This window comes from Mangrovibacter phragmitis (assembly GCF_001655675.1).
Classification (GTDB): domain Bacteria; phylum Pseudomonadota; class Gammaproteobacteria; order Enterobacterales; family Enterobacteriaceae; genus Mangrovibacter; species Mangrovibacter phragmitis.
Map to the genome: position 1 here is coordinate 895,477 of NZ_LYRP01000001.1, position 22,522 is coordinate 917,998.

A 22,522-nucleotide genomic window follows, 5' to 3' on the forward strand; every position below is an offset into this window, starting at 1 on the left:
GGTAGCCTGTTGAATATCTGAGTAAACCGTTGTTCAGTGCCCCTGTGCCAGTCTCGAGTGATGAAAGCATTAGTTGCAGACCAGGCAACGGCTGGAATGACCACCATTCAGGTATATTTTCTGTCAGGAATAACTAAACCCTGACACAAGCTTATTTTTCCCTCCAGTTTTCAGGCTGTTCTGACGATAACAATCTCTATATAGCACTACACTTTGGGTGTGGAGCACTTTACAGGGAATACAAGCCATGAAAACACTTGCCTCTTCCATGCTAATTCTTAATGGCAAACTTGCTAATGATCCTATTTTGCGGGATACCATTCATCAGTTTCGTGAACGAGGGTTTGATCTCCACGTCCGGGTGACCTGGGAGTTTGGAGATGCAGAGCGGTTTGTTAATGAAGCTCACAGCCTGAAAATCGAGAACGTCATTGCCGGTGGTGGTGACGGTACGCTGAACGAAGTGGTCAATGGTATTTTCAAGCTGGAAGAAAAATCACGCCCAATTCTGGGGATTTTACCGCTGGGAACCGCCAATGACTTTGCCACAGCAGCCGGGATACCCGATGCGCTGAATAATGCACTGATGCTGGCAATCAATGGTCGTCCACGCCAGATAGATCTTGTCCAGGTGAACCGTGGTCGCTGCTTTATTAATATGGCATCTGGCGGGTTTGGTACCAAAGTGACTAATGATACTCCGGAAACCATGAAAGCTACGTTTGGCGGCGTGTCCTACCTGATCCATGGGATCCTGCGGCTGGATAAACTGTCTCCGGACCATTGTGAAATTCGTAGTGGTGATTTTATCTGGGAAGGGGACGCCCTGATTGTGGGGATAGGCAATGGCCGCCAGGCCGGGGGTGGGCAGTTGCTTTGCCCCGGTGCGTTGATTAACGATGGAATGCTTAACCTGCGTATTTTTACCGGGGAGTCTTTAGTTCCCACGCTACTCAGTACCCTGGCGCGCAGTGAAGATGAAGAACACATGATAGAGGCCAGTGGCAGTTGGTTTGAGATTCGGGCTGAACACACTATGACATTCAACCTGGATGGTGAGCCCATTAGTGGCAACCAGTTCTCACTGGTTGTAAAGCCGGGCGCTGTTTTCTGCCGCCTGCCTCCGGACTGCCCGTTACTGAAATAACACCCACCTGCCCCGGTATCTTACCGGGGCGCTTTCAACAATATCACCTGTTCCGTTTTTGCGTGTGAGCAACTCAGGCGATAGTGACCTGTTTACTGAGGTAAACATCCTGTACGGCATTAATCAGTTTTACCCCGTCTGCCATAGATTTTTTGAACGCCTTGCGCCCAAGGATCAGCCCCATGCCACCAGCGCGTTTGTTAATCACGGCAGTACGCACAGCATCAGCTAAGTCTGTTTCTCCACCTGCTGCACCCCCTGAGTTAATTAACCCGGCACGGCCCATATAACAATTTGCCAGTTGGTAACGCACCAGGTCTATGGGGTTTTCCGTAGTGAGTTTGCTGTAGACACGCTCGTCGGTGTAACCGAAGTTAACAGCTTTATAGCCGCCATTATTTTCTGCCATTTTCTGCTTAACAATGTCGGCGCCAATCGTCGCTGCGATGTGGTTTGCCTGGCCGGTAAGGTCGGCGCTGGCATGGTAATCCACACCATCTTTTTTGAAAGCAGGGTTACGCAAATACGCCCACAGCACTGTTACCATCCCCAGTTCATGTGCCCGTTCGAATGCCGCTGAGATCTCCTCTATCTGGCGGCGGGACTCTTCTGAACCAAAGTAAATCGTAGCGCCTACCGCAACAGCCCCCAGGTTAAATGCCTGCTCTACGCTGGCATACAGAGTCTGGTCATAAGTCGTTGGGTAGCTCAGGGTTTCGTTATGGTTCAGTTTCATCAGAAACGGAATACGGTGGGCATAACGGCGGGAAACCGCAGCCAGCACGCCATAAGTCGAAGCTACGCAGTTACAACCCGCTTCAATCGCCAGTTCAACAATGTTTTTCGGGTCAAAATAGAGAGGATTGGCGGCAAATGATGCACCAGCAGAATGTTCAATCCCCTGGTCAACCGGCAGTATCGACAAGTACCCGGTACCAGCCAGGCGGCCTGTGTTATAGAGAGTCTGCATGTTACGCAGTACAGCAGGTGAGCGGTTGTTGTCCACCATAACCCGGTCCACATAATCAGGCCCGGGCAGGTAGAGCTGTTCGGCGGAAATTGTCATACAACGGTGTTGCAACAGGCTATCGGCGTCTTTTCCAAGAAACTGAATAATATCGGTCATCATACACTCCATTATTTGCCTCTGTTTGCCAGCGAATAATGCCCTGAAGCTATCAGGCTCACCGGAGTTTACCGCGCAGAGTTCGCATAAACTCCGGGTAGCAGCCTGAGCCCGGCTATTATTCACTGAGAAATATAACCGTAGCAGATTTTTGGTGAAGCCCCTTGTGTAAAAATGACATCCAGTAACTTGCTGTTAGCCCTGGTTTCAGGGAGAAAATGTCACTGGCTGATGGCGAAAAGAAAAGTAGTTACGGCTGAAAAATGAATAGGGATTACGGCTGTTGACCTGAAACTCGCGTTTCTCGGCAAAAAGTGCGGTGAGCTTGTCATAAATGCCAAAACGCAAGGCCTCCGAACAGAGTTCTGTTATTTTTTCTGGCGTAAAATTCCCGGTCATCGGGCCGATGAAACTCTGCACTGGCAGCCCGGTTTTACGGCACAATTGTGCGCCAAAGGCATCATTTCCCCCATCACCCGAATAGCAGGTTAGTGTACGAATGATGGCATTTTGGTACAGCGGATAGCGTGTTTTGAGCAGCAGGCTCAGTTCCTCTGCGGAAACATGGCGTACATCATCGCCAAATCTGCCATTCTGAAAACCTGCCACCACCATGCTACCTGTTTTGCCCACCAGACACCCGTGGGCGACCACATTCAGCCGCTGTTTCCCTTCCCACTCATCATTGAAGGTGTACATACCATTCATTAATAAATCGAGATTTTTCATTTTCTTCCTCTGAAAAAGGAAGACAGTATCGGGGTTCAGACTTTCAGGGAAAAATCGTTTTTACCAGGGGTATTAACACTATTATTTACGATTAATACCAGTTATCCCCTTCCGCGAAACCCGCCGGGTGTCATACCCGTTGGCACTGTGTTTCCACGGTAGCAACACACTTTACACCCCCCCGTCAGGGCCGGTTGGTGTACAGCAAAACTGTTACATTGATCAAGTAATCACCACAAAGGTATTTTAAAGGTATTATTGAATGGTATTTTAAAGGAGTACCTTACCTGACATGAAGGATTAAACAATGAAAACGAAAGTCCAACTGTCATTCATGATGTTTGTTGAATGGTTTATCTGGGGCGCGTGGTTTGTGCCGTTGTGGTTGTGGCTCAGTAAAAGCGGCTTTACTGCTGGTGAAATTGGCTGGTCATATGCATGTACTGCTATTGCTGCAATCCTCTCGCCTATCCTGGTTGGCTCACTGACCGACCGCTTCTTCGCAGCACAGAAAGTGCTGGCAGTATTGATGTTTGCCGGTGCTGTACTGATGTACTTCGCTGCACAGCAAACCCAGTTCAGTCACTTCTTCCCGTTGCTGCTGGCCTATTCCCTGACTTATATGCCCACCATCGCACTGACCAATAGTATCGCTTTTGCCAACGTGGATGACGTTGAGGCCAACTTTCCACGTATCCGGGTGATGGGCACCATTGGTTGGATAGCCTCCGGACTGGCGTGCGGTTTTCTGCCCCAGATGCTGGGCTATAGCGACATTTCAGATACCAATATTCCCCTACTGATGACAGCGGGAAGCTCCGCATTGCTCGGAGTTTTTGCCTTATTCCTGCCGAATACACCGCCAAAGAGTACCGGCAAGCTGGATTTCAAAGTCATGCTCGGGCTGGATGCACTGATTCTTCTGCGTGACAAAAACTTTCTGGTGTTCTTCTTCTGCTCATTCCTGTTCGCAATGCCGCTGGCGTTTTACTACATCTTCGCCAACGGTTATCTCACAGAAGCAGGCATGAAAAACGCCACTGGCTGGATGACGCTCGGCCAGTTCTCAGAAATCTTCTTTATGCTGGCGCTGCCATTCTTCATCAAACGCTTTGGTATTAAGAAGGTCTTACTGTTGGGCCTTATCACTGCGGCTATTCGCTATGGTTTCTTTGTCTACGGTGGTGCAGAACACTATTTTACCTACGCCCTGCTGTTCCTTGGCATTTTGTTACACGGTGTGAGTTATGACTTCTACTACGTAACGGCATACATCTATGTGGACAAAAAATCGCCGGTACATATGCGCACTGCCGCACAGGGTTTGATTACGCTGTGTTGCCAGGGCTTTGGCAGCCTGCTGGGTTACCGCCTGGGTGGTGTGATGATGGAGAAAATGTTCGCCCTGAATCCGCCAGTAAATGGGCAAACCTTCAACTGGGCCGGGATGTGGACATTTGGCGGCGTCATGATTGCCATAATAGCCTTACTATTTATGCTGTTTTTCCGCGAATCGGATAAAGAGATCACCGCAATTGAGGTGGTTGATGGCGATAACGCGCTGACACAAGGGGAAGTGAAATGAAACATGAACGTGTTCTCGGTGCTCTTTATGGGCAGGCGTTAGGGGATGCGATGGGTATGCCGTCTGAGCTGTGGCCAAGAAAGCGCGTTAAAGCGCACTTTGGCTGGATAGACCGTTTTTTACCGGGCCCCGCAGAGAACAATGCCGCCTGCTATTTTAACCGGGCGGAGTTTACTGACGACACCTCTATGGCGCTTTGCCTGGCTGATGCCATTATCGAATGTGACGGGCAAATCAATGCCGATGTCATCGGCAAGCATATTTTGCGCTGGGCAGAATCCTTCGACGCCTTTAACAAAAATGTATTAGGCCCAACCTCTAAAATTGCACTTAACGCCATTCGTGACGGAAAACCGGTGAGCGAACTGGAGAACAACGGTGTGACCAACGGCGCAGCAATGCGCGCTTCACCATTGGGTTGCCTGTTACCGGCCACCCATCTGGCACAGTTTGTTGACCAGGTGGCGCTGGCCTCCAGCCCAACGCATAAATCTGACCTGGCGATTGCCGGTGCAGTGGTAGTTGCCTGGGCGATTTCCCGCGCGATTGACGGCGAGCGTTGGCAAAGCATTGTTGATGCCCTGCCCGGTATCGCCCGTTATGCGCAGGAAGCCAAACCAACTACTTTCAGCCCATCACTGGCGGCCCGCCTGGAACTGGCACTCAAAACCGTCCGCGAAGCAGACGGCACAGAATCCGCCAGCGAGCAGGTTTATCAGTTAGTTGGTGCCGGTACCAGCACCATCGAATCCGTTCCGGCCGCCATTGCGATGGTGGAGCTGGCCGGTACCGACCCGAACCGCTGTGCAATTTTATGCGCCAACCTGGGCGGCGATACGGACACCATTGGCGCAATGGCAACCGCCATTTGCGGCGCGTTGCACGGGGTCCAGGCGATTAACCCATCCTTCAAATCAGAACTCGACGCCGTTAATCAGCCCAATTTCACCAGGTACTGCGATGCACTGTTGCGCTATCGGGAGCAAAGGGAGGATGTATGAATTCAGGTTTTGCCCACCAGATTGAAACATTACGCGCCATTCGACCGCTCACGGTACTGGGCGCGGCCGTGATTGACGTGATTGCAGACGCCTGGGCTTTGCCGTGGAGCGGTTGCGATATTGAGCTAAAACAGCAAGGGGTTAATATTGGTGGCTGTGCACTGAATATCGCCATCGCCCTGAAACGGCTGGGTATTGCCGCGCAAAACGCCCTGCCCGTGGGGCACGGTGTGTGGGCCGATATCATTCGCAACGCAATGGCAAAGCAGAGTCTTCATAGCGTGGTAGACGCTGAAACGGGTGATAACGGTTGGTGCCTGGCACTTGTTGAGCCGGACGGCGAACGTACATTTATGTCCTTCAGTGGCGTAGAAAACCAGTGGCAACCAGCGTGGCTGGCTAAACTCGATGTGCCCCCAGGCAGCCTCGTCTATCTTTCCGGCTATCAGTTGGTATCGCCGTGCGGTGAACTGTTGACGAACTGGCTGGAAGGGTTGCCGGAGGTAACCGCGTTTATTGATTTCGGCCCGCGTCTTGCTGATATCTCTGATGCGCTGATGGCACGGATTATGGCCTGCCGCCCCGTGGTGTCTCTGAACCGCCAGGAGGCGCAGATTGCCGCCGGGCGACTGGGCGTGGCAGAGGAACAATTGGGAGAGGTATGGCAGCAACGGTTTGCCAGTGCATTGATTGTTCGCCATGACAAAGAGGGAGCCACCTGGTATGACGGTACTGAATCAGGTTATGTCCCGGCATTTCAGGCGACTGTTGTGGATACTATCGGCGCAGGCGACAGCCATGCCGGAGGAACGCTGGCGGGCCTTGCCGCGGGTTGGTCTCTGGCTGATTCAGTCAGGCTTGGCAACGCAGTGGCCGCCTGGGTTGTCAGCCATCGTGGCGGGGACTGCGCTCCGACGCGTGAGGAGTTACTCCTCGCACACAAAAACGTATAGATCGCTGCGGCAGTAGCTGATGCTGTACTCAACCGGCCGGTGTTGCTGGTCAAGCGCCACTTGCTTAATCACCAGCACCGGTATTTTGTCATCCATACTGATATGTTCCTGAAATTCGCTGTCCGGCATGCGGGCGCTGACGCGTGAGCGGGTGCGCTGAGGGAAAATATTCTGGCTGCGAAAATAGTCATACAACGAAATACCAATCGCATCGGGGTCATGGATTAACCCCGCCGGCACCCAGGACTCCTCAATTGAGACAGCATCTTCATCAACATAGCGAATACGCTTAAGCAAAAAAACATCGCTTTGCGGCGCAACCGACAACTGGCTGGCTACCTCTTCCGGGCATTTCACCACCCGCTTATTGACCCACAGAGTATTCGGTTTCTTACCACGCAACACCACCTGCTGAGAAAAACCGCGCGCCTCTTTCAGGGAATATTCAAATATATTATTGATTTGCGTACCATAACCACGAGCACGGGTCACCACGCCCTCTTCTTCCAGCGCCTGCATCGCTTTGCGTACTGTGATTCGCGACACCCCGGTTAACTGGCTCAGGTCACGCTCACCCGGCAGGATATTTCCGTGCTCCAGCAGGCCACTGCGCACCGCGTTTTTGACCGTTTCGGCAAATTTAAGGTACAGCGGCGTGTTATCGGGCGCGGCAATCCGTTCATTAAGGTGGGCAATTAACCGGGTATGCGCTTGTTCCATCTCTGTTTTTCTCTGGCCGGGGTTTCCTGCCAGTATACCCTAAATAATGCGAATTGCAGGAAGGTTGCAAGGCAGTACCCCCGGCAGCTTATATTAAGTATCTACCGGGGTGAGGTGCAGCTAACGCACCTGCAAGTTGCAACATGACAGATATATACGGCTACCACCACTCATGAAAATGGTGAACCGGCCCAATCCCGTGCCCTACTTCCAGAGTATCCGCTTGCGCCAGCGCAGCGGAGAGCCAGTTTTTAGCCTGCTGCACCGTATCTGCCCAGGTACTATGCCGTGGGCGTAACGCTGCAAGGGCGGCAGAGAGTGTGCAGCCTGTGCCATGGGTGTTTTTAGTCTGCACGCGCGGTGCAGTAAAACGCCATTCACCATCACGGGTAAAGAGCCAGTCCGGGCTTTCAACATCATTCAAATGCCCCCCTTTCATGAGCACTGCGCCGCACCCCATTGCCAGTAGCGCCTGCCCCTGCGCTTTCATTTCACCTTCAGTTTGCGCAGATGGCGCATCTAACAGTGCTGCGGCTTCTGGCAGGTTTGGGGTGATAAGCGCCACCTGCGGCAGCAATTTTTTACGCAGTGTATCAACGGCAGAGGCTGAAAGAAGCGGGTCGCCACTTTTGGCCAGCATCACCGTATCGAGAACGACGTTGTGGTTCTGATAGCGCCGCAGTTGCTCTGCAACCGCCTCCACAATGTCAGTCTCTGCCAGCATGCCAATTTTCGTGGAGTCGATACGCACATCGCTAAGCACTGAATCCAGTTGTGCGGCGACAAAATCCGGCTCAATGCGGTAGACCGACTGCACGCCGCGTGTATTTTGCGCCACCAGCGCAGTGATAACCGAACACCCGTAAGCTCCCAGCGCAGAAAAGGTTTTTAAATCGGCCTGGATGCCTGCCCCACCACTGGGGTCCGTTCCGGCGATTGTCAGTGCATTAACTCTTCTCATGCCAGAGCCCCTTCATTGAGGTTCCACAAGGCATCCAGCATGGCAGGAACAAAACTGCCCGGGCCCCGGCTTGCTGCAACAGCGAGCTCCCCGGCACAAGACATAATCCGGCACGCGCCAGCGACATTCACCAGCCTGTCACCCGGTAACGCGCAACTGGCGGCAACCACAGCAGAAAGCGCACACCCGGTGCCCACAACATACGTCATCAACACATCGCCTCCGGGGACAGCCAGAGTGCGTTCACCATCGGTGACATAATCCACCTCACCTGTCACCGCGACAACAGCCCCGGAACTCCGGGCAAGACGCACGGCGGCATCTATTGCCTGCTCTGCTGGCTGCAACGAATCCACTCCGCGCCCGCCTGTACCGCTACCTGCCAGCGCCATAATTTCGGAGGCATTGCCCCGTATCGCTGCCGGGCGTAATTCGCATGCCTGATGGGCAAATGTGGTACGCAACTGCAACGCACCCACCGCAACCGGATCCAGCGCCCAGGGTTTACCCGCGTTATTGGCTGCATGAATCGCTGCCATCATGCCTGCAGCTCGCGGTGTGGTGAGTGTGCCAACATTAATCAGTAAGGCATCTGCCAGGGCCGCGAATTGTGCGGCTTCCTGCTCGTCCGGCACCATCGCGGGGGACGCACGCAAAGCAAGCAAGGTATTGGCAGTAAAGGTTTGTACCACGTCATTGGTCAGGCAATGGACCAGTGGGCGGTGAGTACGGAAGTGTTGTAAAACGGTGGCGGCTTGATTGCCGCACAGCAGGTCAGGTTGCATTTCAGGCTCCTGTCCGGCGTGAAGAAGCGATACCGGACAGGTATCTGACTTCCCTACGCTGGCATTATCCAGATCAGGTAATACGGGTATTTCTCAGCCCATCTATGATGGGGCACCCCGAGTCAAATAAAACAAAATCAAAAGCTTGCGATTAATGCTCCTCATTAATCCCTGATCAGGATAGTAATGCCAGCGGGAAGTCTTGTAAACGGTAAAAGCGGCCCTTTTGGGCCATGTGTGACAGGATGTGTGACAGTTTGTATGGCACAAGCAACCATCCATTATTACGGCATAACGGTTTTTGAGCAACTTGAAAATCTGTTCCTTGACCCGCTACTCACTGCGTTAGACGAATACGGAATACCCACTCAGATCTCGACCCAGCTCAAGAACCTTATTTTGCCATCAGAACATCTTTCGGGCTCTATCTCACAGAGTAGAACAGCTCCCACTGACTGGCTTTGAGAAAACCTTAATGCGTTGGGCTGTGTCTGAAATGTAGCTTAATCTAATCCGCTGACCCTCTGTTTATGGCTGAGTTTTTTTTCTAACGCCTTCAAACCGTCCGTTTCTCGCTCATATCTCAGGAACACAGACGCAGAATAGACCAAAAGTTACTGTGCCACCCGTACACTCTCCGCAGCTACTTTATTCGTTCATGTCTTACTTAAGTGGTTTCTTATAAAATCTTTTTTTGTTGTCTTCGACCTTATTGCACGTAAAATGACCAGACATATTTATGAAAGGCGTCTTTATGGATATCGCGCTGCTCAACAGGGGCTGGAACAGAACATGGTCTGATACAATGGTGAATCTGGAAGCCCGGAAACTCGTCGAAACAGCAAACCGGCTGTCAGCATTCTATTTGCAAGATGGCCTAACACGTATCAAGTTTATCGAAGAGATAAAACAGGTCGTAGAAAAGGAGTTCGAGGCAGCACGGCGAGCTAAAACAGATGAAGAATGCATCGTATGCATCAAAAATCTGCGTGTCGAAACGGATAATCTGCACGAACAAGAACGTCTGTTAAGAACCAGAGCCGCACAGCTTTACGCGAAGGTCGAGTTTGTTAAGGAAAATAATAAAATCGTCGGTTATGTTATATCCGCTGTAAATGTGGTGCTATCAGGCGTGGTTCTCTTTGGCGGCTTTATGATGTTATCCACTATGGGGCCGATTGGTATGCTGGCTGGGGCAGTTCTGATTGCCGATGGAATGAACGGATTAACGAAAGAAGTGCTCAACTTTGATCAGCCAGCAGGACATAAACCCTCGCAAGGTATCATTGCTGACTCCGCGATGCATACGGCCCAGTTCATGGGATTTAATCCTAACACGGGCCTGGCTCTCTATAATGGTGTTACTCTTGGCGCCAGTCTATACAGCATTGCTGGACTAGCTCGAAAAACTGGAGCCTGGAGATTATTCCGCTGGCTTCCACACGATTACTATCGCAAAGTCAGCACAATGAGCACTCCTAAGCTAACAATGAAGATTGTCGGTTATGGCGTTAAAGCAAAAGTGATTTTCGACCTATTGACAACAGAAAATGGAACCCGTTAATCCTTGATAGTTTTTCGGTAACGCCATGATTTATAGGAAATTACCGGCGGCTGTGCGAAGGACATAATGGCAACCCCAAAGATCATCGCCAGCCCCCATGCTACTGCTCTATCAGGTGAGCTGAAGACGATAAGTAGCAGCAGGATAAAGGTACACACAACCACCACTCCCGCCAAGGTAACAAATCGTCTAGCGAGGTCATTTATGGCCTCTCCAGGCGTTCCTCCATATTTTTCAATATTGCTTTTTATCTTCTGCAATTCGGACTGCGTAAACCCTGAACGTAACAATGCCTCGTCAGTCACTTTCATATCGTCCCTTATCTCCCAGAAGCGTTTTCTCAATCGCTGATTGTGCAAACAATCATACTGATGAACTTTACAGCAATCCAGCCGAAACTTTGCGGCAGACTCTACCTCCCTTTCCTTAGTCCTGGTAGTACCAAGACGTTACAACCAATCCAACCCATCTATCACATAACAAACTGAGCGTAACGGAAAGGTGTGCAAATAGCGTCTAGTAATACCTGAGCCACTCTTCTCATAACCAACTACCTGTTGCAGGTGTGCCAGGTTGCCAACCCAACCAGCTAAATAGCCAGAAATCATCATATGCCGAAAGCTATGCACCAATCGCCGCTGCCCATAATCATCAAGATAAGGAATGCCAAGCTGATCTCGAACATCTGCTAAGACCTTGCCGATCTTCGGCATGTTTTGCCAGAGACAGGGGAAAAGATTTTCTCTTTCCATTGTCGATTAACGAAATCAAGAAAACCCCACTCGATCAGTTTGGGATGGATTGCCACCTGCCTTGTAGCGTTCTCGGTTTTACCCTGCCCTCCTTCCGCGATCAGGAGTAGTGCCGCTGGCTATCTTCATCAAATTTGATCTGTGATTTCTCCAGCCTGGCGATCTCCCCTCTTCTGGCTCCCGTATACGCCAACAACAAGGTGATCCATTTCTGCCAGCCATCAGGCTGCTTGAGCGCCCACCCTACAAACTTTCTCATTTCTGCTGCACTGTAAGCTCCAAACCTCGCTTTCGACGGTGCGGCGACTACTCCATCTGTCGGAGACTTCTCCAGAATATCTTTATTATCAGTCAGGAAGGTTTTGAAGAGCGATTTGTAAATCTTTAAATGCTTGTGGATAGACTCACCGCCAACCAAATCCTCAGGTGGCACATCATCACACTCGATCAATTGCTGAACCGTCATTGACCGATAAGGCTGCACTACACGCTTAGGCAAGTTTTCAACAACTTCCATCACCTGCTTAATGTCCTGCTTGGTGATCGTCATTACATTTGTAGATGCGCCCAAGACAATCAGCAGAACTTCCATAAAGCGTTCATTGGCCTGCGAGATTCCCTTCGTCCAATTCCGGGCCTTCTCCTTTTTGTACATATTCCAAGCGCCAGCCAGCGTTAGCACTTCTTTTGGTTCACCTTGCTCTTCTTGCTCTGCAACGATGGCAGAGGTGACCACCTCCCGATACTCCTGCACAACTAGCGGCTGGGGTTTACGGAAGTCGTCATTAAAAAATTGCTGGGTTAACCAATTTTCATTCTGTTGCTTTAAGTGGTTGCCGTATTCAGACAGGCGATCCCCAAACTGGTTCGGGTGGATGACTCCACGCTGAACCAGAGGAATCACAGGAGAAGCAAAAGACATGAGCAACTGCGCCTGGGTGTGGCTGTCAGTCTCCAGTGATTTGCGGAAATATTTATTACCGGTCAGGCGGAAACGAACGTAATAAATCCCGTTGCGTGTGGTGGTGTGGCGTATGGTTCTGTGGCCCATTCTGAAAGCCTCATTGAGTAATGAACTATCAAAACAGGACGTTAAATCTAGAAATTTCTTTTGATTTTCAATGGATAACGGCCAGACTACGCTGGCATTATCCAGATCAGGTAATACGGGTATTTCTCAGCCCATCATTGATGGGGCACCCCGAGTCATTTAGCGTAAATATCTATGCTGGTGCCAGATTAGAGGAAGAGGCTTGCTGACGCAAGCCCGCCCTCCTCGGGTATAGCTTATTCACCTTAAAAATACAGCCGACCCCTTTTTGCCCCATCCCGGACAATAAAAAAGGGCGCGATGCCACTACGCTATGAGATTTGAGGGATGAGCCGATCACAAGTTTGACTTAGGGATGATTCATTCGCTATCCAAGACCTCAATAATCATGTGACAATAGGAGACTAAAAAACAACACCAGTACAGGACGTTATGAGTAACCACTTATTCCATAGAAGAGCAAATGTGGGTGGTAACTTCTCTGGCGGTTGAAGGCGCTACATCTGCCAACAAACTACATTAAGGATGATTCATGGCAACTGGCTATTTTCTTCGCATCGGCGATAAAACCTCATGCGGCGGCGGCATCCTTTCAGGCTCTGTGCATCATAGCTTTGGCGATCTGCCAACAGCAAGACATGGCGATTCGGTGTCATGTGGCAAGGATGGTAAAACATACAGTATAGGTGGTGGCATACCTGATTACAGAATCAGAGGCGTTCCTGCTGCTGGAACGTTACATAGCCGCTCTACCTGTTCCTGCAATGCAAGGTTCATTTCATCACTACCAGAGGCCGAATACTGGGTAGAGGAAGAAAAAGTAGTTAAAGCCGCCCCTGTTGTAGCTCCTCTGGTTGCCGCTCCCCCTACTCCTGAACCTGCAAAGGTTGAAGAGCCTGAACAACATGCACAGGTAGCGAAGAAGAAAGTAGAAACCAGGCGCGAACCTGTTGATGCTGGTTTTTGCGTACTTCCATACGGGGCTGAAACTGGTGCCTATGAACCGTGGCTATTCGAAAGTGAACCACCAGTAGGAACACGCGAACTCTACCGCTCGCTTAACGGTGCAGGTAAGGAATACAAAGCCGGTTCTATTCTGCTTCTGGTTGATCCTGATAAGCAGGATGACGAACAAATTGCCCACATGAAAGCAGCAAAACAGCGCATTGATACGGCACTGGAACCGCTGACACATGAGGAGGCTAACTTACTGCACAAGCATTACGCAACCATCGCTAATTTCACCAGCTATGCTGATACAGGAATTGGTCTTGCGGCTGATCCTGTTGGAAAATACTTTGAGAATATTGAAAGAATTCTCAAAGAGATCCAGGAAACTTATAAAAATACGTACATGACACGAGGTGCATTAATCGGCGAACAGTTTTATGTCAGACGTAGCCAATTGTTTAAAGAGCTTGAATCCATACTCAAAGTCGGTTTCCTGAATAAGGCTATGAAATTCGGAGAGTATACCAAAATAAAAAATGCACTCGGCCTGTCCAGCAGTTCTATTACCCACAAATGGAATGAAACGGGGATCAGAGACATTGAAGGCTATGCTACCCACATCGAACGGGCAGCTAAATACGTAAAAGCAATGCGTTACACTGGTTATTTAGGTATTGGTTTTAGCGGACTCCATTCTCTTAACGAAATTCATGAGGCGTGTTCTGTTGGTCGCGAAGCTGAATGTACCAAGAAAAAGTATACTGAGATAGGTAGTTTTGCTTTGGGTACAGGTGGCGGTGTTTTCGCTGGTGGCGGGGCTATACCATTATGCGTCGCAATCGGTGTTGGTACTGCTGGTGTTGGCGGGCTTGTTTGTACCGTTATTGCAGGTGTTGGTTTAGGGTACGCTGGTAGCACAGTGGGGAGTGCTGTTGGGGAATTAGGTGGAGAACAGTTGTATGACGTTTTCGGCAATTAATTTTCTGATGATACATCGAGTTGAAATCGCTGGGATCTTTTTGATTCTCGGAATAATTAATTATGTTTATTCCGTGATTTATGACAAATTAGCCAAGAGAAAATTCATGACTCTCTGCTCGCTATTTGTTGAAAAGTTTGGAGCAAGGCCAGCTGAAGTCTTAATTTATCAGGATTGTGGATTCTTTTTCTCATTTATGCGCGATGCATTCTTTATTAAAGCATTATACTTTAAAGAAAACTCATTCCATACGCGAGGAATGGATAATGAACAAATACGTTTCATTAAAGAACTTCCTAATCAGTACACCGATTGGTTACGTGTAAAAGTGCGACTTTCCATTGTCGGTATTGCTTTACTATTCATGATGTTATCAGTTTTCTATTTACCATCATTCATTTGACGGCAATAAAATATCAAAGTGTAAAATTTGGATATTTATTCACTCCCAATCAATTCCATCTTTTACATAATAAAATAAGGATAGAGTAAACGTATGCAAATAGCGTTTAGTGATCCCTGCGATTTTCTCGTGTCAGAAAGTTTGCTGTAGATGCAGAATGTTTCTCACCCACCCAACTATTGCCGAAGAGCAGACTCTATGACGAGTCGAATGCAGTAACTGCAGTTGTCCGTAATCATCCCGATAAGGGATACCAGGCTGAGCACAAAACGCAGCAAACACTTTGCCGATCTTAGCCATGTTCGTACCTTCCTCTTCTGAGAAAATCGGCTCTTTCCACTGGCGATCAAGGTCATCCCCCAAGTATGTGTCAGGATAGCTGTCACCCTCTCTGAGAAAACACCAGGGGGGTATAGAGTGACAATGAAGCGAATTTCCCTTGAACGAAAAACCAGCATACTAGCTAAGGATGATGGAAACAGGTACAAAGTCATTTGATGTAGTAAAATCATCTGTAAATCAGTTATGGCTCTCTTATTCCCATTTGTATGGTCACTTTCTATTGTTAATTAGGAACATATCATGCTAGACCTCTGCTTAGGGTACTTAAAAGAAAGGATGAACCAGTCAATAAAGAATGTTTTTGATTTATCAAATGATTTAGTAATTGTCTCACCGCCTGTAGATCTGGATGGTTCTAAATCACACGAAATACAAAACAAGGTCCTCATTTTCATTAGCAATATCGAAAAAGACACGTTTTCCAAAAGTTACCGTCCGGACAACAATAGCAACAGAACAACCCTCTCTTCGAAACCACTTTTTATCACGCTGACGGTTACCATCGCCGCTAATTTTAGCTCTGCCCATTATTCAGATGGGTTAAAAGTCCTGTCGCACTTACTGGCATTCTTCAACCGCAACAGCAATTTCACCCACCAAAACGCCCCTGATTTACCTGAAAGTATTGAACAAATTAACATGGAGCTGGAATCCATACCGGGAGAGCAATTAAACCATATGTGGGGTGTATTCGGCTCACACTACCTGCCATCATGCGTTTACCGGGTGAGAGCACTGGTACCAGACAGTGAAGCAATTCTGTCCCAGGTGGGCAACATTCATATTTCCAATGCAGACATCACCAAAAGGAATAACTAAATGGCAGACTATCAATCCATCTTAAGCATTAAAGTGCAGCATGAGTATTACAATTCATTTAAAGATGAACTGGCACCTTTTGATATCATTGCGGATGAAAATACAGAAATTTTATTCAGGCAATACAGTATCCTGGTGAAATCCAGACCAGGAACCATACAACTTGTGGTGGATGCAGAATCATTTACCGATTTAGCTGCTTTAACCCAAGAGTTTAATCTGATGTTTTACCTCGTAAGTACCGACTCTGTAGTCAGAAGCATTACCGGGATGCCGAATGCATTTGATATTGCTAGTATAAATGCTGAGTTTACACAGGGAAACTCCATGCAGATCCGTGTTGACAACTGGATTAATTGTGACCAACTCAATGAGTTCACACAACATCAAGGAACAACCATTTATAATAAAAATTTAATCGGGATACTTAGCATTCACATCCCAAAAAAGTTATTTAACTTAGATAAAAAAACCATCACTCTTCAATTCAACACCATATCAACTTACTGGAAATATTATCTTTGCTCATTAAATTCCACAGCCAATATCAACATAGCGGGCTCATCTGGTATAGCCAGTTCGTTTACTGAACAGGCCAATGAACAGATCTTAAATCAAACTGCACGGGTTTTTATTTCAGACCACCGAATACCCTTAATGAAAGTATGTGCAGAATCTTTTTCATTGTTAAGTGACAAGAAAACAATTGTTAAGTTACTTCCACTTCCTGATGCAAATAATACCTCAATACAACTTATTGATGGTAGCATGCGTTTAACTTCTCATATCTATGTGGCCTGTAACTAACATTTTTTATAACCAAAAAATCATAGAATAGATACCAGGGAAAGCAGGCATTGAGTCGGCACACACCATTGAAACCGAATGGCTCAACTCAGGGGAAACCACTATTTAACGCGGAAATCATTATATCTCACTGTATTTATTTAATAATTTCATTACTGATTTGGTGTTCTGGCAACAGAATAATCATCATTGACCAACCCACAGCTAAAGTTCTGGCAGAAGCATGTAAATCTCGCCGCCCGCCAACATTCCCCAGTAAAACCCGGTCAATATTGCCTGCCAGATAACAAAAAAATGAACCACAGGGTATTATTAAAAAATTCCAAAACCTGATTAGATTTTATTGTCAATCGGAGTTGACAGAAAACTGAGCAGACGCTATACCATGATTGTCAATAGTAAAATACTCTTAACTTGCCTGAATGCCTTTCTTAACAGTGTATTTCACAGTGTGTTTTCCTGTGTGTTAATCATGGGCATGGTTGCCAATCAATTACATGAAGGTCCAAACTATGGGCGTAATGAAAACACCTGGCGTATATATTGTTGAGAAGAATGCATTTCCAAACTCTGTTGTGGAAGTGGCTACTGCAGTACCCGCATTTATTGGATATACAGAAAAAGCGGATAACGGTGGCAAATCGCTAAGCAATCAAGGATGGCGTATTACTTCAATGTCAGAGTATCGGCAATATTTTGGCGGGGAGCCTCAACATACATTCGAAATAGCAGAGGTACCTGAAAACCCCGATACCAATATCAGAGAGGCATTTAAACAGGCAGGAAAAGCTTACCAAATAACCCAGTCGAATACCCGCCATCACCTTTACTACAGTATGTTACTTTTTTTTCAAAATGGCGGCGGCCCTTGCTATATCGTATCAGTAGGTAGCTACGCCGATGATATCGATGCAGATGTATTAAAAAACGGTATTTTGCCTCTCATTAAAGAGGCAGAGCCCACCATGCTGCTCATACCGGAAGCAATACAATTGAAAGAAGATGACTGTATCAACGTTGAGCAAGCCATGTTGGGGCACTGTGGCGGAAAAATGAAAAACCGTGTCGCAATTTTAGATATTTGGAACGGTTACAGAGACCGCCAGCATCCCGATGGTGACTGTGTTGAAAATTTCCGGTCTAAGCTTGGTATTAACTATCTCGATTATGCTTCTGCCTACTACCCCTGGCTCAATACATCAATTGTGCAAGACAGTGATGTGAGTTTTCGCAATGTCAGCAATATAGATAAACTGGTCGAACTCCTGAATGCCGAAGTTGCCGCCATGTTCAGTGATTTAGATGGTCTTTCCCCGGAAGAGCTCAGTACGGGAAGTAACAAGTTAAGAGCGACACGCAAACAAGGCATGCTGGACGAAATTACTAAGTTAAGCGGCACAATATCCAGTTCGGATGCCGTTCTGCTGCATAAAACGCTTTCAAACATGAGCCCGTTATATCAAACCATTATGGCGGACATCAAATTCCAGCAAAATATCCTGCCACCATCGGCTGCTATGGCGGGTATTTACACCATGGTGGACAACTCCCGTGGAGTATGGAAGGCACCCGCGAATGTCAGTGTTAATGCAGTGGTCTCACCAACCGTAAATATCAGCGACGATGAACAAGAAGATTTAAACGTGACAACCCAGGGAAAATCGATTAATGCCATCAGGCCATTCATTGGCGAAGGTACATTAGTCTGGGGTGCAAGAACGCTTGATGGCAATAGCCTGGACTGGCGTTATATCAACGTCCGGCGCACGATGATTATGCTGGAAGAATCTATCAAACTCGCTTCAAAAGCCTATGTTTTTGAACCCAATGTCGCCAACACCTGGGTGTCTATGGAAAGTATGCTGGGTAACTTTCTGTATGGTATCTGGAAACGCGGTGGTCTGGCAGGGGCGATTCCGGCTGATGCCTATAATGTTAGTGTGGGTCTGGGTAAGACAATGACTTCCAACGATATCTTAGAAGGTATTCTGCGTATTACCGTGCTGGTAGCGATTGTCCGGCCTGCAGAATTTATCGAAATCACCTTCCAGCAGAAGATGCAGGAATCGTAGATGCGTACCTGATGTCTGTATTTGGTTAGCATTTAATATCGGCGAATATAACGTGGTTAGTTATTTAGGAGAGCCCCATGGCAGACGATGGTTCAGCACAATCCCAAACTGTATGGCCCATGCCCAAATTTCATTTTGAAGTGAAATGGGACGGTGGTGCAGGCGCAGGAATGGTTTCCGCATTTCAGGAAGTATCAGGGCTTGATTCGGAAGCACAACCCATTGAATATCGCGCAGGTAATAGCCCGGTATTCTCAACTATAAAAATGCCCGGTTTGATAAAAAGCGGTAACGTCACGCTTAAGAAAGGTATTTTTAAAAGTGATAATAAATTCTACGAGTGGTATGCAAAGATCAAAATGAATACCATCGCCCGAACTGCCGTCACAATAAATTTGTTAGATGAAGGCGGCAAGCCAGTAATGAGTTGGAAATTAAAAAATGCCTGGCCAACTAAAGTCACGGGTACTGACTTAAAATCAGATGGCAATGAAGTTGCGGTTGAAACCATTGAGCTCGCCCATGAAGGATTAGAAATCTCCGTGTGATTTCTATCACTAAGCAAGGGCTTACCCGTACTCCAGAGGCAGGACTTATTATCCCGAACGAGTGAATAGTGAAATTATGGAAAAAACCATGGGAGCAACTCAAGGTGATGGCGACTGGCCTCTTCCTGCTTTCTACTTTAGTGTTTCCATCAGTGGGTGTGCCGGTGATACAGCTTTTCAGGAGGTTTCCGGGTTAGAATTCAGTATAGAAACTGAAGACTATTTTGAAGGCGGTAATAACTTAGCTTACCACTTACCGAAATCAATCAAAAATAGCAACCTGACATTAAAAAGAGCGGTAACTGAAAAGACATCTAAGTTACTCACCTGGTGTCTGGGTATTTTAGATGATCAGTTTTCCAAACCGATCCCGACGAAAAGCGTGTCGATTAATTTACTAAATGAAAATGGTGTTACCTGTAAAAGCTGGACAGCATCAAATGCATACCCGGTAAAATTGAAGATGGAACCTTTTAATTCAACAAAAAATGACATCGCAATAGAAGAAATTGAAATTTGCTTTAACCATCTGAAAAGGAACTTATAACTGTGCCATTAGAGATAAGACAACTGGTCATTAAATCAAAAACAATAAGCGACGATAGTAAAGATGACTATGCGGGTACTGATAATCCGGACCAGGCTTCAGACCAGAGCCCGGTAGAGAAAAGTATTGTTTATCAGCTTATTGGTGCTTCTGACGAATTAAGAGAAAGGTGAGTGAATTACGTTGAGGACATAGGGAATGGAAAGAATTATAATAAAATCAGTTACATCAAAAGGAAGTGTCGCACAAACATTCTCAGCCACGCTGAATCCTAATAGTGTTAAACATGTTTATGGTATTTCTTATACAAATACAGGATTACAACAACAGGGTGATATCTCGCCAAAGACAGCTTTTAAAGGATATCAAAGCGAAAAACTCGACTTTCAGTTGCTGCTGGACGGAACCGGAGTTACGGGTAAAACAAGCACTGCAACCGTGCAGAAGCAACTTGCAACACTGAAAAAAGTGGTTTACGCATACAATGGCGAACAGCATGAACCCTACCCGGTAGTAATAACATGGGGATCATCGGTAAACTTCAGAGGCCGCTTAACATCTATAAATGTAGATTACTCACTCTTTGATTCTTCTGGCAATCCGTTACGTGCCACAGTAGCACTTAGCTTTACTAAATTTTTAACCCAAAAAGAGAAACAGGCATTAAAGAAACAGTCTTCACCTGACCTGACTCATATTATTGAATTTAAAGCCGGGGATACTCTCCCCATGTTATGTTATAAAATTTATAATGACAGTAGTTATTACCTTGAGGTTGCACGCGCTAATAACCTAATCAGTAGCAGGCAAATAGAGCCGGGCACCAAACTGTACTTTCCACCACTTGCGTAGCTATCAGGCTTATTATGGCAATATCTCCTTCATCCAATAGCACTGGCGTAACAACCTTTACCATTAAGGTTAATGGTAATGCAATTGACAGTTCTATTGGCATTATATCAATTCATATCCATTACAAAATAAATCATATCGCATCTGCAGAGATAACTATTAGCGACGGTGATATAGCCTCGCAGAAATTTGATGTCAGCGATGCAGAAACCTTTAAACCAGGTTCAACCATTTCTATTTCTGCAGGGTATGAAAGTGATGAAAAGAACATTTTCGACGGAATTATTATTGGTCATGGTATAGAAATAGCATCTGATAACAGCACATGCCTTAATATTGTTTGTAAAGATCAGGCGATTGCGATGACGATCGCCAAACATAGTCAGTGTTTTCTTGCAAAGTCTGACAGCAATATAATCAGTAGCCTTCTTGCCAATTACTCCAGTCTGACAAGTTCCGTAGGGAGTATTACTGATCCCCATGCTGAGTTGGTTCAGTTCAACAGCACTGACTGGGATTTTATTCTCACTCGTGCTGAAGCAAACGGTTTTGTTGTCACCAATCAATCCAATAAAGTGACCGTCAATAAGCCTTCGGTAAGTGGTTCAGCTGCGCTCATTGTCACATATGGAACTGATTTAATGTCATTTTCAGCAAAAGTGGACGCACGAAATCAATTGAGTAGTGTAACGGCAACCGCATGGGATTCTACCAAACAAGATATGGTTACAGGCACAGGCCCGGTTCAATCTATTTCGGGTCAGGGTAATTTCACCAGCCAGGATTTAGCTAAAGTATTGGGTATCAGTGATTATACGTTGCAAACTGCGTCAACCATCAGTTCAGACTCGCTCACGAGCTGGGCTAATGGCCAGCAAGTGAAAGCAATGCTGAGCAAAGTACGCGGAAATGTCACTTTTCAGGGAAACGCAGACGCCAAAATTGACAGTTTAATTGAACTGGCTGGGGTTGGAGAACGTTATAATGGAACACACTATATTGGCGGTATTCACCACCGTATTGAAAAAGGCCAGTGGATTACCACGGCGGAACTGGGAATATCACCAATGTGGTCGGCAGAGCACCGTGACATTGGCGCACCACCTGCCTCGGGGTATTTACCTCCTGTTGATGGCCTGCAAATCGGGGTGGTAACTAAATTAGATGAAGACCCGGATTCAAATTACCGGGTTCAAATTAAAATACCCATATTAAATAGTGAAGCTAATTTAATATGGGCACGCTTAGCATCCTACTATGCATCTTCTGGCTATGGTAATTTTTTCATACCAGAAGTAGGAGACGAAGTTATTGTGGGCTGTATCAATCAGGACCCTGGCAATCCAATTATTCTGGGCTCACTGTACAGTAGTAAAAATAAGATGCCAGAGGATCTAACGGCTGAAAACTACATCAAGAGCATCGTAACCAAAAGCAAGCTGAAAGTTATATTTGATGATGAGAATATTGTGATGACGTTACAAACACCTAATGGCAATTCCATCGTGTTAAGCGATAAAGGTAAATCAATCACTCTGACTGATCAAAACAGTAACTCAATTAGCTTAGGGGAAAGTGGTATTAGTATAACCAGTAGTAAAGATATCACTATCACAGCGAAGAACTCTGTCAGCGTTGAATCCACCAGTAATACAACCATCAAGGCTACTGGTGATGCACAAATATCAGGTCTTAATGTTTCAGCACAAGCCAATACGGGGTTAACGTTGAAAGGAAATGCAACGGCTGAACTATCCTGTTCGGGGATAACGACCATTAAAGGTGCGCTGGTTAAAATTAACTAACTGTTTCACAGCGGAGTTAACTT

Annotated in this window: 20 protein-coding genes, 1 pseudogene and 1 riboswitch; of the genes and pseudogenes, 14 read left to right on the forward strand and 7 right to left on the reverse strand. The window is 47.0% G+C overall.

Going from position 1 to position 22,522, the window contains the following annotated elements; genetic code table 11:
* The first annotated feature begins 247 nt into the window (after nucleotides 1–247).
* Entirely contained in the window at nucleotides 248–1,147 is a 900-nt protein-coding gene (gene yegS, locus A9B99_RS04065; RefSeq protein WP_064594855.1) for a lipid kinase YegS, read from the forward strand.
* Nucleotides 1,148–1,220: 73 nt separating this feature from the next.
* Here yegS and fbaB read toward each other — a convergent pair whose 3' ends face one another.
* Together fbaB and A9B99_RS04075 are read right to left on the reverse strand one after the other, a co-directional pair.
* Nucleotides 1,221–2,273: a class I fructose-bisphosphate aldolase gene (gene fbaB, locus A9B99_RS04070; RefSeq protein WP_064594857.1), complete on the reverse strand. Its 1,053-nt coding sequence runs from the start codon at nucleotides 2,271–2,273 to the stop codon at nucleotides 1,221–1,223.
* Between the two features lie 207 nt (nucleotides 2,274–2,480).
* Nucleotides 2,481–3,002 carry a hypothetical protein gene (locus A9B99_RS04075; RefSeq protein ID WP_064594859.1) on the reverse strand — a complete coding sequence of 174 codons (522 nt, stop codon included), beginning with the start codon at nucleotides 3,000–3,002 and terminating at the stop codon, nucleotides 2,481–2,483.
* Between the two features lie 307 nt (nucleotides 3,003–3,309).
* On the opposite strand from A9B99_RS04075, the gene A9B99_RS04080 reads away from it, so the two are divergent.
* From A9B99_RS04080 to A9B99_RS04090, 3 genes are read left to right on the forward strand one after another with little or no spacing between them, the layout of a single operon-like run.
* Nucleotides 3,310–4,587, forward strand: a complete 1,278-nt coding sequence (locus A9B99_RS04080) for a nucleoside permease (RefSeq protein ID WP_064594860.1) — start codon at nucleotides 3,310–3,312, stop codon at nucleotides 4,585–4,587.
* The gene (locus tag A9B99_RS04085) at nucleotides 4,584–5,588 is read left to right on the forward strand and encodes an ADP-ribosylglycohydrolase family protein (RefSeq protein WP_064594863.1); all 1,005 of its coding nucleotides are present in this window, start codon (nucleotides 4,584–4,586) and stop codon (nucleotides 5,586–5,588) included. Before A9B99_RS04080 ends, A9B99_RS04085 begins: the two co-directional genes overlap by 4 nt.
* Nucleotides 5,585–6,541, forward strand: coding sequence for a PfkB family carbohydrate kinase (locus tag A9B99_RS04090; RefSeq protein ID WP_064594865.1), 957 nt, complete (start codon nucleotides 5,585–5,587; stop codon nucleotides 6,539–6,541). Before A9B99_RS04085 ends, A9B99_RS04090 begins: the two co-directional genes overlap by 4 nt.
* On the opposite strand, the gene A9B99_RS04095 is transcribed toward A9B99_RS04090, so the two are convergent.
* From A9B99_RS04095 to thiM, 3 genes are all read right to left on the reverse strand, one after another.
* Nucleotides 6,515–7,261 (reverse strand): GntR family transcriptional regulator, encoded by a 747-nt coding sequence (locus tag A9B99_RS04095; RefSeq protein ID WP_036114956.1) that lies wholly within the window; start codon nucleotides 7,259–7,261, stop codon nucleotides 6,515–6,517. The two genes, A9B99_RS04090 and A9B99_RS04095, sit on opposite strands and share 27 nt — an antisense overlap.
* Before the next feature lie 160 nt (nucleotides 7,262–7,421).
* Nucleotides 7,422–8,222, reverse strand: a complete 801-nt coding sequence (gene thiD, locus A9B99_RS04100) for a bifunctional hydroxymethylpyrimidine kinase/phosphomethylpyrimidine kinase (RefSeq protein ID WP_064594867.1) — start codon at nucleotides 8,220–8,222, stop codon at nucleotides 7,422–7,424.
* Entirely contained in the window at nucleotides 8,219–9,007 is a 789-nt protein-coding gene (gene thiM, locus A9B99_RS04105) for a hydroxyethylthiazole kinase (RefSeq protein WP_064594870.1), read from the reverse strand. Before thiM ends, thiD begins: the two co-directional genes overlap by 4 nt.
* Before the next feature lie 33 nt (nucleotides 9,008–9,040).
* Nucleotides 9,041–9,137, reverse strand: a riboswitch (TPP riboswitch).
* A 624-nt stretch (nucleotides 9,138–9,761) separates the two neighbouring features.
* Between thiM and A9B99_RS04115 the strand changes: the two genes are divergently transcribed.
* Nucleotides 9,762–10,571 carry a DUF4225 domain-containing protein gene (locus A9B99_RS04115; protein WP_064594874.1) on the forward strand — a complete coding sequence of 270 codons (810 nt, stop codon included), beginning with the start codon at nucleotides 9,762–9,764 and terminating at the stop codon, nucleotides 10,569–10,571.
* Here the strand turns inward: A9B99_RS04115 and A9B99_RS04120 are convergent.
* Nucleotides 10,568–10,882, reverse strand: coding sequence for a hypothetical protein (locus A9B99_RS04120; protein ID WP_064594876.1), 315 nt, complete (start codon nucleotides 10,880–10,882; stop codon nucleotides 10,568–10,570). The genes A9B99_RS04115 and A9B99_RS04120 overlap by 4 nt on opposite strands.
* Before the next feature lie 138 nt (nucleotides 10,883–11,020).
* Nucleotides 11,021–12,374, reverse strand: a pseudogene (locus A9B99_RS04125) (integrase).
* A gap of 532 nt (nucleotides 12,375–12,906) precedes the next feature.
* On the opposite strand from A9B99_RS04125, the gene A9B99_RS04130 reads away from it, so the two are divergent.
* The 9 genes from A9B99_RS04130 to vgrG all read left to right on the forward strand — a co-directional run bounded on the left by A9B99_RS04130 (nucleotide 12,907) and on the right by vgrG (nucleotide 22,499).
* Nucleotides 12,907–14,304: a PAAR domain-containing protein gene (locus A9B99_RS04130; RefSeq protein ID WP_064594878.1), complete on the forward strand. Its 1,398-nt coding sequence runs from the start codon at nucleotides 12,907–12,909 to the stop codon at nucleotides 14,302–14,304.
* On the forward strand, nucleotides 14,285–14,707 hold the full coding sequence (locus A9B99_RS04135) for a hypothetical protein (protein WP_064594880.1): 423 nt from the start codon (nucleotides 14,285–14,287) through the stop codon (nucleotides 14,705–14,707). The genes A9B99_RS04130 and A9B99_RS04135 overlap by 20 nt, the downstream gene beginning before the upstream one ends.
* 582 nt (nucleotides 14,708–15,289) lie before the next feature.
* Nucleotides 15,290–15,868: a Pvc16 family protein gene (locus tag A9B99_RS04140; RefSeq protein ID WP_064594882.1), complete on the forward strand. Its 579-nt coding sequence runs from the start codon at nucleotides 15,290–15,292 to the stop codon at nucleotides 15,866–15,868.
* Complete coding sequence (locus tag A9B99_RS04145; protein ID WP_064594884.1) at nucleotides 15,869–16,675, forward strand: hypothetical protein; 807 nt, start codon at nucleotides 15,869–15,871, stop codon at nucleotides 16,673–16,675.
* 497 nt (nucleotides 16,676–17,172) lie between these two features.
* The gene (locus tag A9B99_RS04150) at nucleotides 17,173–18,747 is read left to right on the forward strand and encodes a phage tail sheath family protein (protein ID WP_231889147.1); all 1,575 of its coding nucleotides are present in this window, start codon (nucleotides 17,173–17,175) and stop codon (nucleotides 18,745–18,747) included.
* A 77-nt stretch (nucleotides 18,748–18,824) separates the two neighbouring features.
* Complete coding sequence (locus A9B99_RS04155) at nucleotides 18,825–19,295, forward strand: phage tail protein (protein WP_036114928.1); 471 nt, start codon at nucleotides 18,825–18,827, stop codon at nucleotides 19,293–19,295.
* Nucleotides 19,296–19,383: 88 nt separating this feature from the next.
* The gene (locus tag A9B99_RS04160) at nucleotides 19,384–19,842 is read left to right on the forward strand and encodes a phage tail protein (RefSeq protein WP_064595527.1); all 459 of its coding nucleotides are present in this window, start codon (nucleotides 19,384–19,386) and stop codon (nucleotides 19,840–19,842) included.
* A gap of 198 nt (nucleotides 19,843–20,040) precedes the next feature.
* Nucleotides 20,041–20,694: a CIS tube protein gene (locus tag A9B99_RS04165; protein ID WP_064594888.1), complete on the forward strand. Its 654-nt coding sequence runs from the start codon at nucleotides 20,041–20,043 to the stop codon at nucleotides 20,692–20,694.
* A gap of 14 nt (nucleotides 20,695–20,708) precedes the next feature.
* Complete coding sequence (gene vgrG / locus A9B99_RS04170) at nucleotides 20,709–22,499, forward strand: type VI secretion system tip protein VgrG (RefSeq protein ID WP_064594889.1); 1,791 nt, start codon at nucleotides 20,709–20,711, stop codon at nucleotides 22,497–22,499.
* The last annotated feature ends 23 nt before the right edge of the window (nucleotides 22,500–22,522 follow it).

Bases quoted from the DNA above. Each gene is read 5' to 3' on its own strand.
- yegS (WP_064594855.1), top strand. From the start codon at position 248: ATGAAAACACTTGCCTCTTCCATGCTAATTCTTAATGGCAAACTTGCT.
- fbaB (WP_064594857.1), bottom strand. From the start codon at position 2,273: ATGACCGATATTATTCAGTTTCTTGGAAAAGACGCCGATAGCCTGTTG.
- A9B99_RS04075 (WP_064594859.1), bottom strand. From the start codon at position 3,002: ATGAAAAATCTCGATTTATTAATGAATGGTATGTACACCTTCAATGAT.
- A9B99_RS04080 (WP_064594860.1), top strand. From the start codon at position 3,310: ATGAAAACGAAAGTCCAACTGTCATTCATGATGTTTGTTGAATGGTTT.
- A9B99_RS04085 (WP_064594863.1), top strand. From the start codon at position 4,584: ATGAAACATGAACGTGTTCTCGGTGCTCTTTATGGGCAGGCGTTAGGG.
- A9B99_RS04090 (WP_064594865.1), top strand. From the start codon at position 5,585: ATGAATTCAGGTTTTGCCCACCAGATTGAAACATTACGCGCCATTCGA.
- A9B99_RS04095 (WP_036114956.1), bottom strand. From the start codon at position 7,261: ATGGAACAAGCGCATACCCGGTTAATTGCCCACCTTAATGAACGGATT.
- thiD (WP_064594867.1), bottom strand. From the start codon at position 8,222: ATGAGAAGAGTTAATGCACTGACAATCGCCGGAACGGACCCCAGTGGT.
- thiM (WP_064594870.1), bottom strand. From the start codon at position 9,007: ATGCAACCTGACCTGCTGTGCGGCAATCAAGCCGCCACCGTTTTACAA.
- A9B99_RS04115 (WP_064594874.1), top strand. From the start codon at position 9,762: ATGGATATCGCGCTGCTCAACAGGGGCTGGAACAGAACATGGTCTGAT.
- A9B99_RS04120 (WP_064594876.1), bottom strand. From the start codon at position 10,882: ATGAAAGTGACTGACGAGGCATTGTTACGTTCAGGGTTTACGCAGTCC.
- A9B99_RS04130 (WP_064594878.1), top strand. From the start codon at position 12,907: ATGGCAACTGGCTATTTTCTTCGCATCGGCGATAAAACCTCATGCGGC.
- A9B99_RS04135 (WP_064594880.1), top strand. From the start codon at position 14,285: ATGACGTTTTCGGCAATTAATTTTCTGATGATACATCGAGTTGAAATC.
- A9B99_RS04140 (WP_064594882.1), top strand. From the start codon at position 15,290: ATGCTAGACCTCTGCTTAGGGTACTTAAAAGAAAGGATGAACCAGTCA.
- A9B99_RS04145 (WP_064594884.1), top strand. From the start codon at position 15,869: ATGGCAGACTATCAATCCATCTTAAGCATTAAAGTGCAGCATGAGTAT.
- A9B99_RS04150 (WP_231889147.1), top strand. From the start codon at position 17,173: ATGAAGGTCCAAACTATGGGCGTAATGAAAACACCTGGCGTATATATT.
- A9B99_RS04155 (WP_036114928.1), top strand. From the start codon at position 18,825: ATGGCAGACGATGGTTCAGCACAATCCCAAACTGTATGGCCCATGCCC.
- A9B99_RS04160 (WP_064595527.1), top strand. From the start codon at position 19,384: ATGGGAGCAACTCAAGGTGATGGCGACTGGCCTCTTCCTGCTTTCTAC.
- A9B99_RS04165 (WP_064594888.1), top strand. From the start codon at position 20,041: ATGGAAAGAATTATAATAAAATCAGTTACATCAAAAGGAAGTGTCGCA.
- vgrG (WP_064594889.1), top strand. From the start codon at position 20,709: ATGGCAATATCTCCTTCATCCAATAGCACTGGCGTAACAACCTTTACC.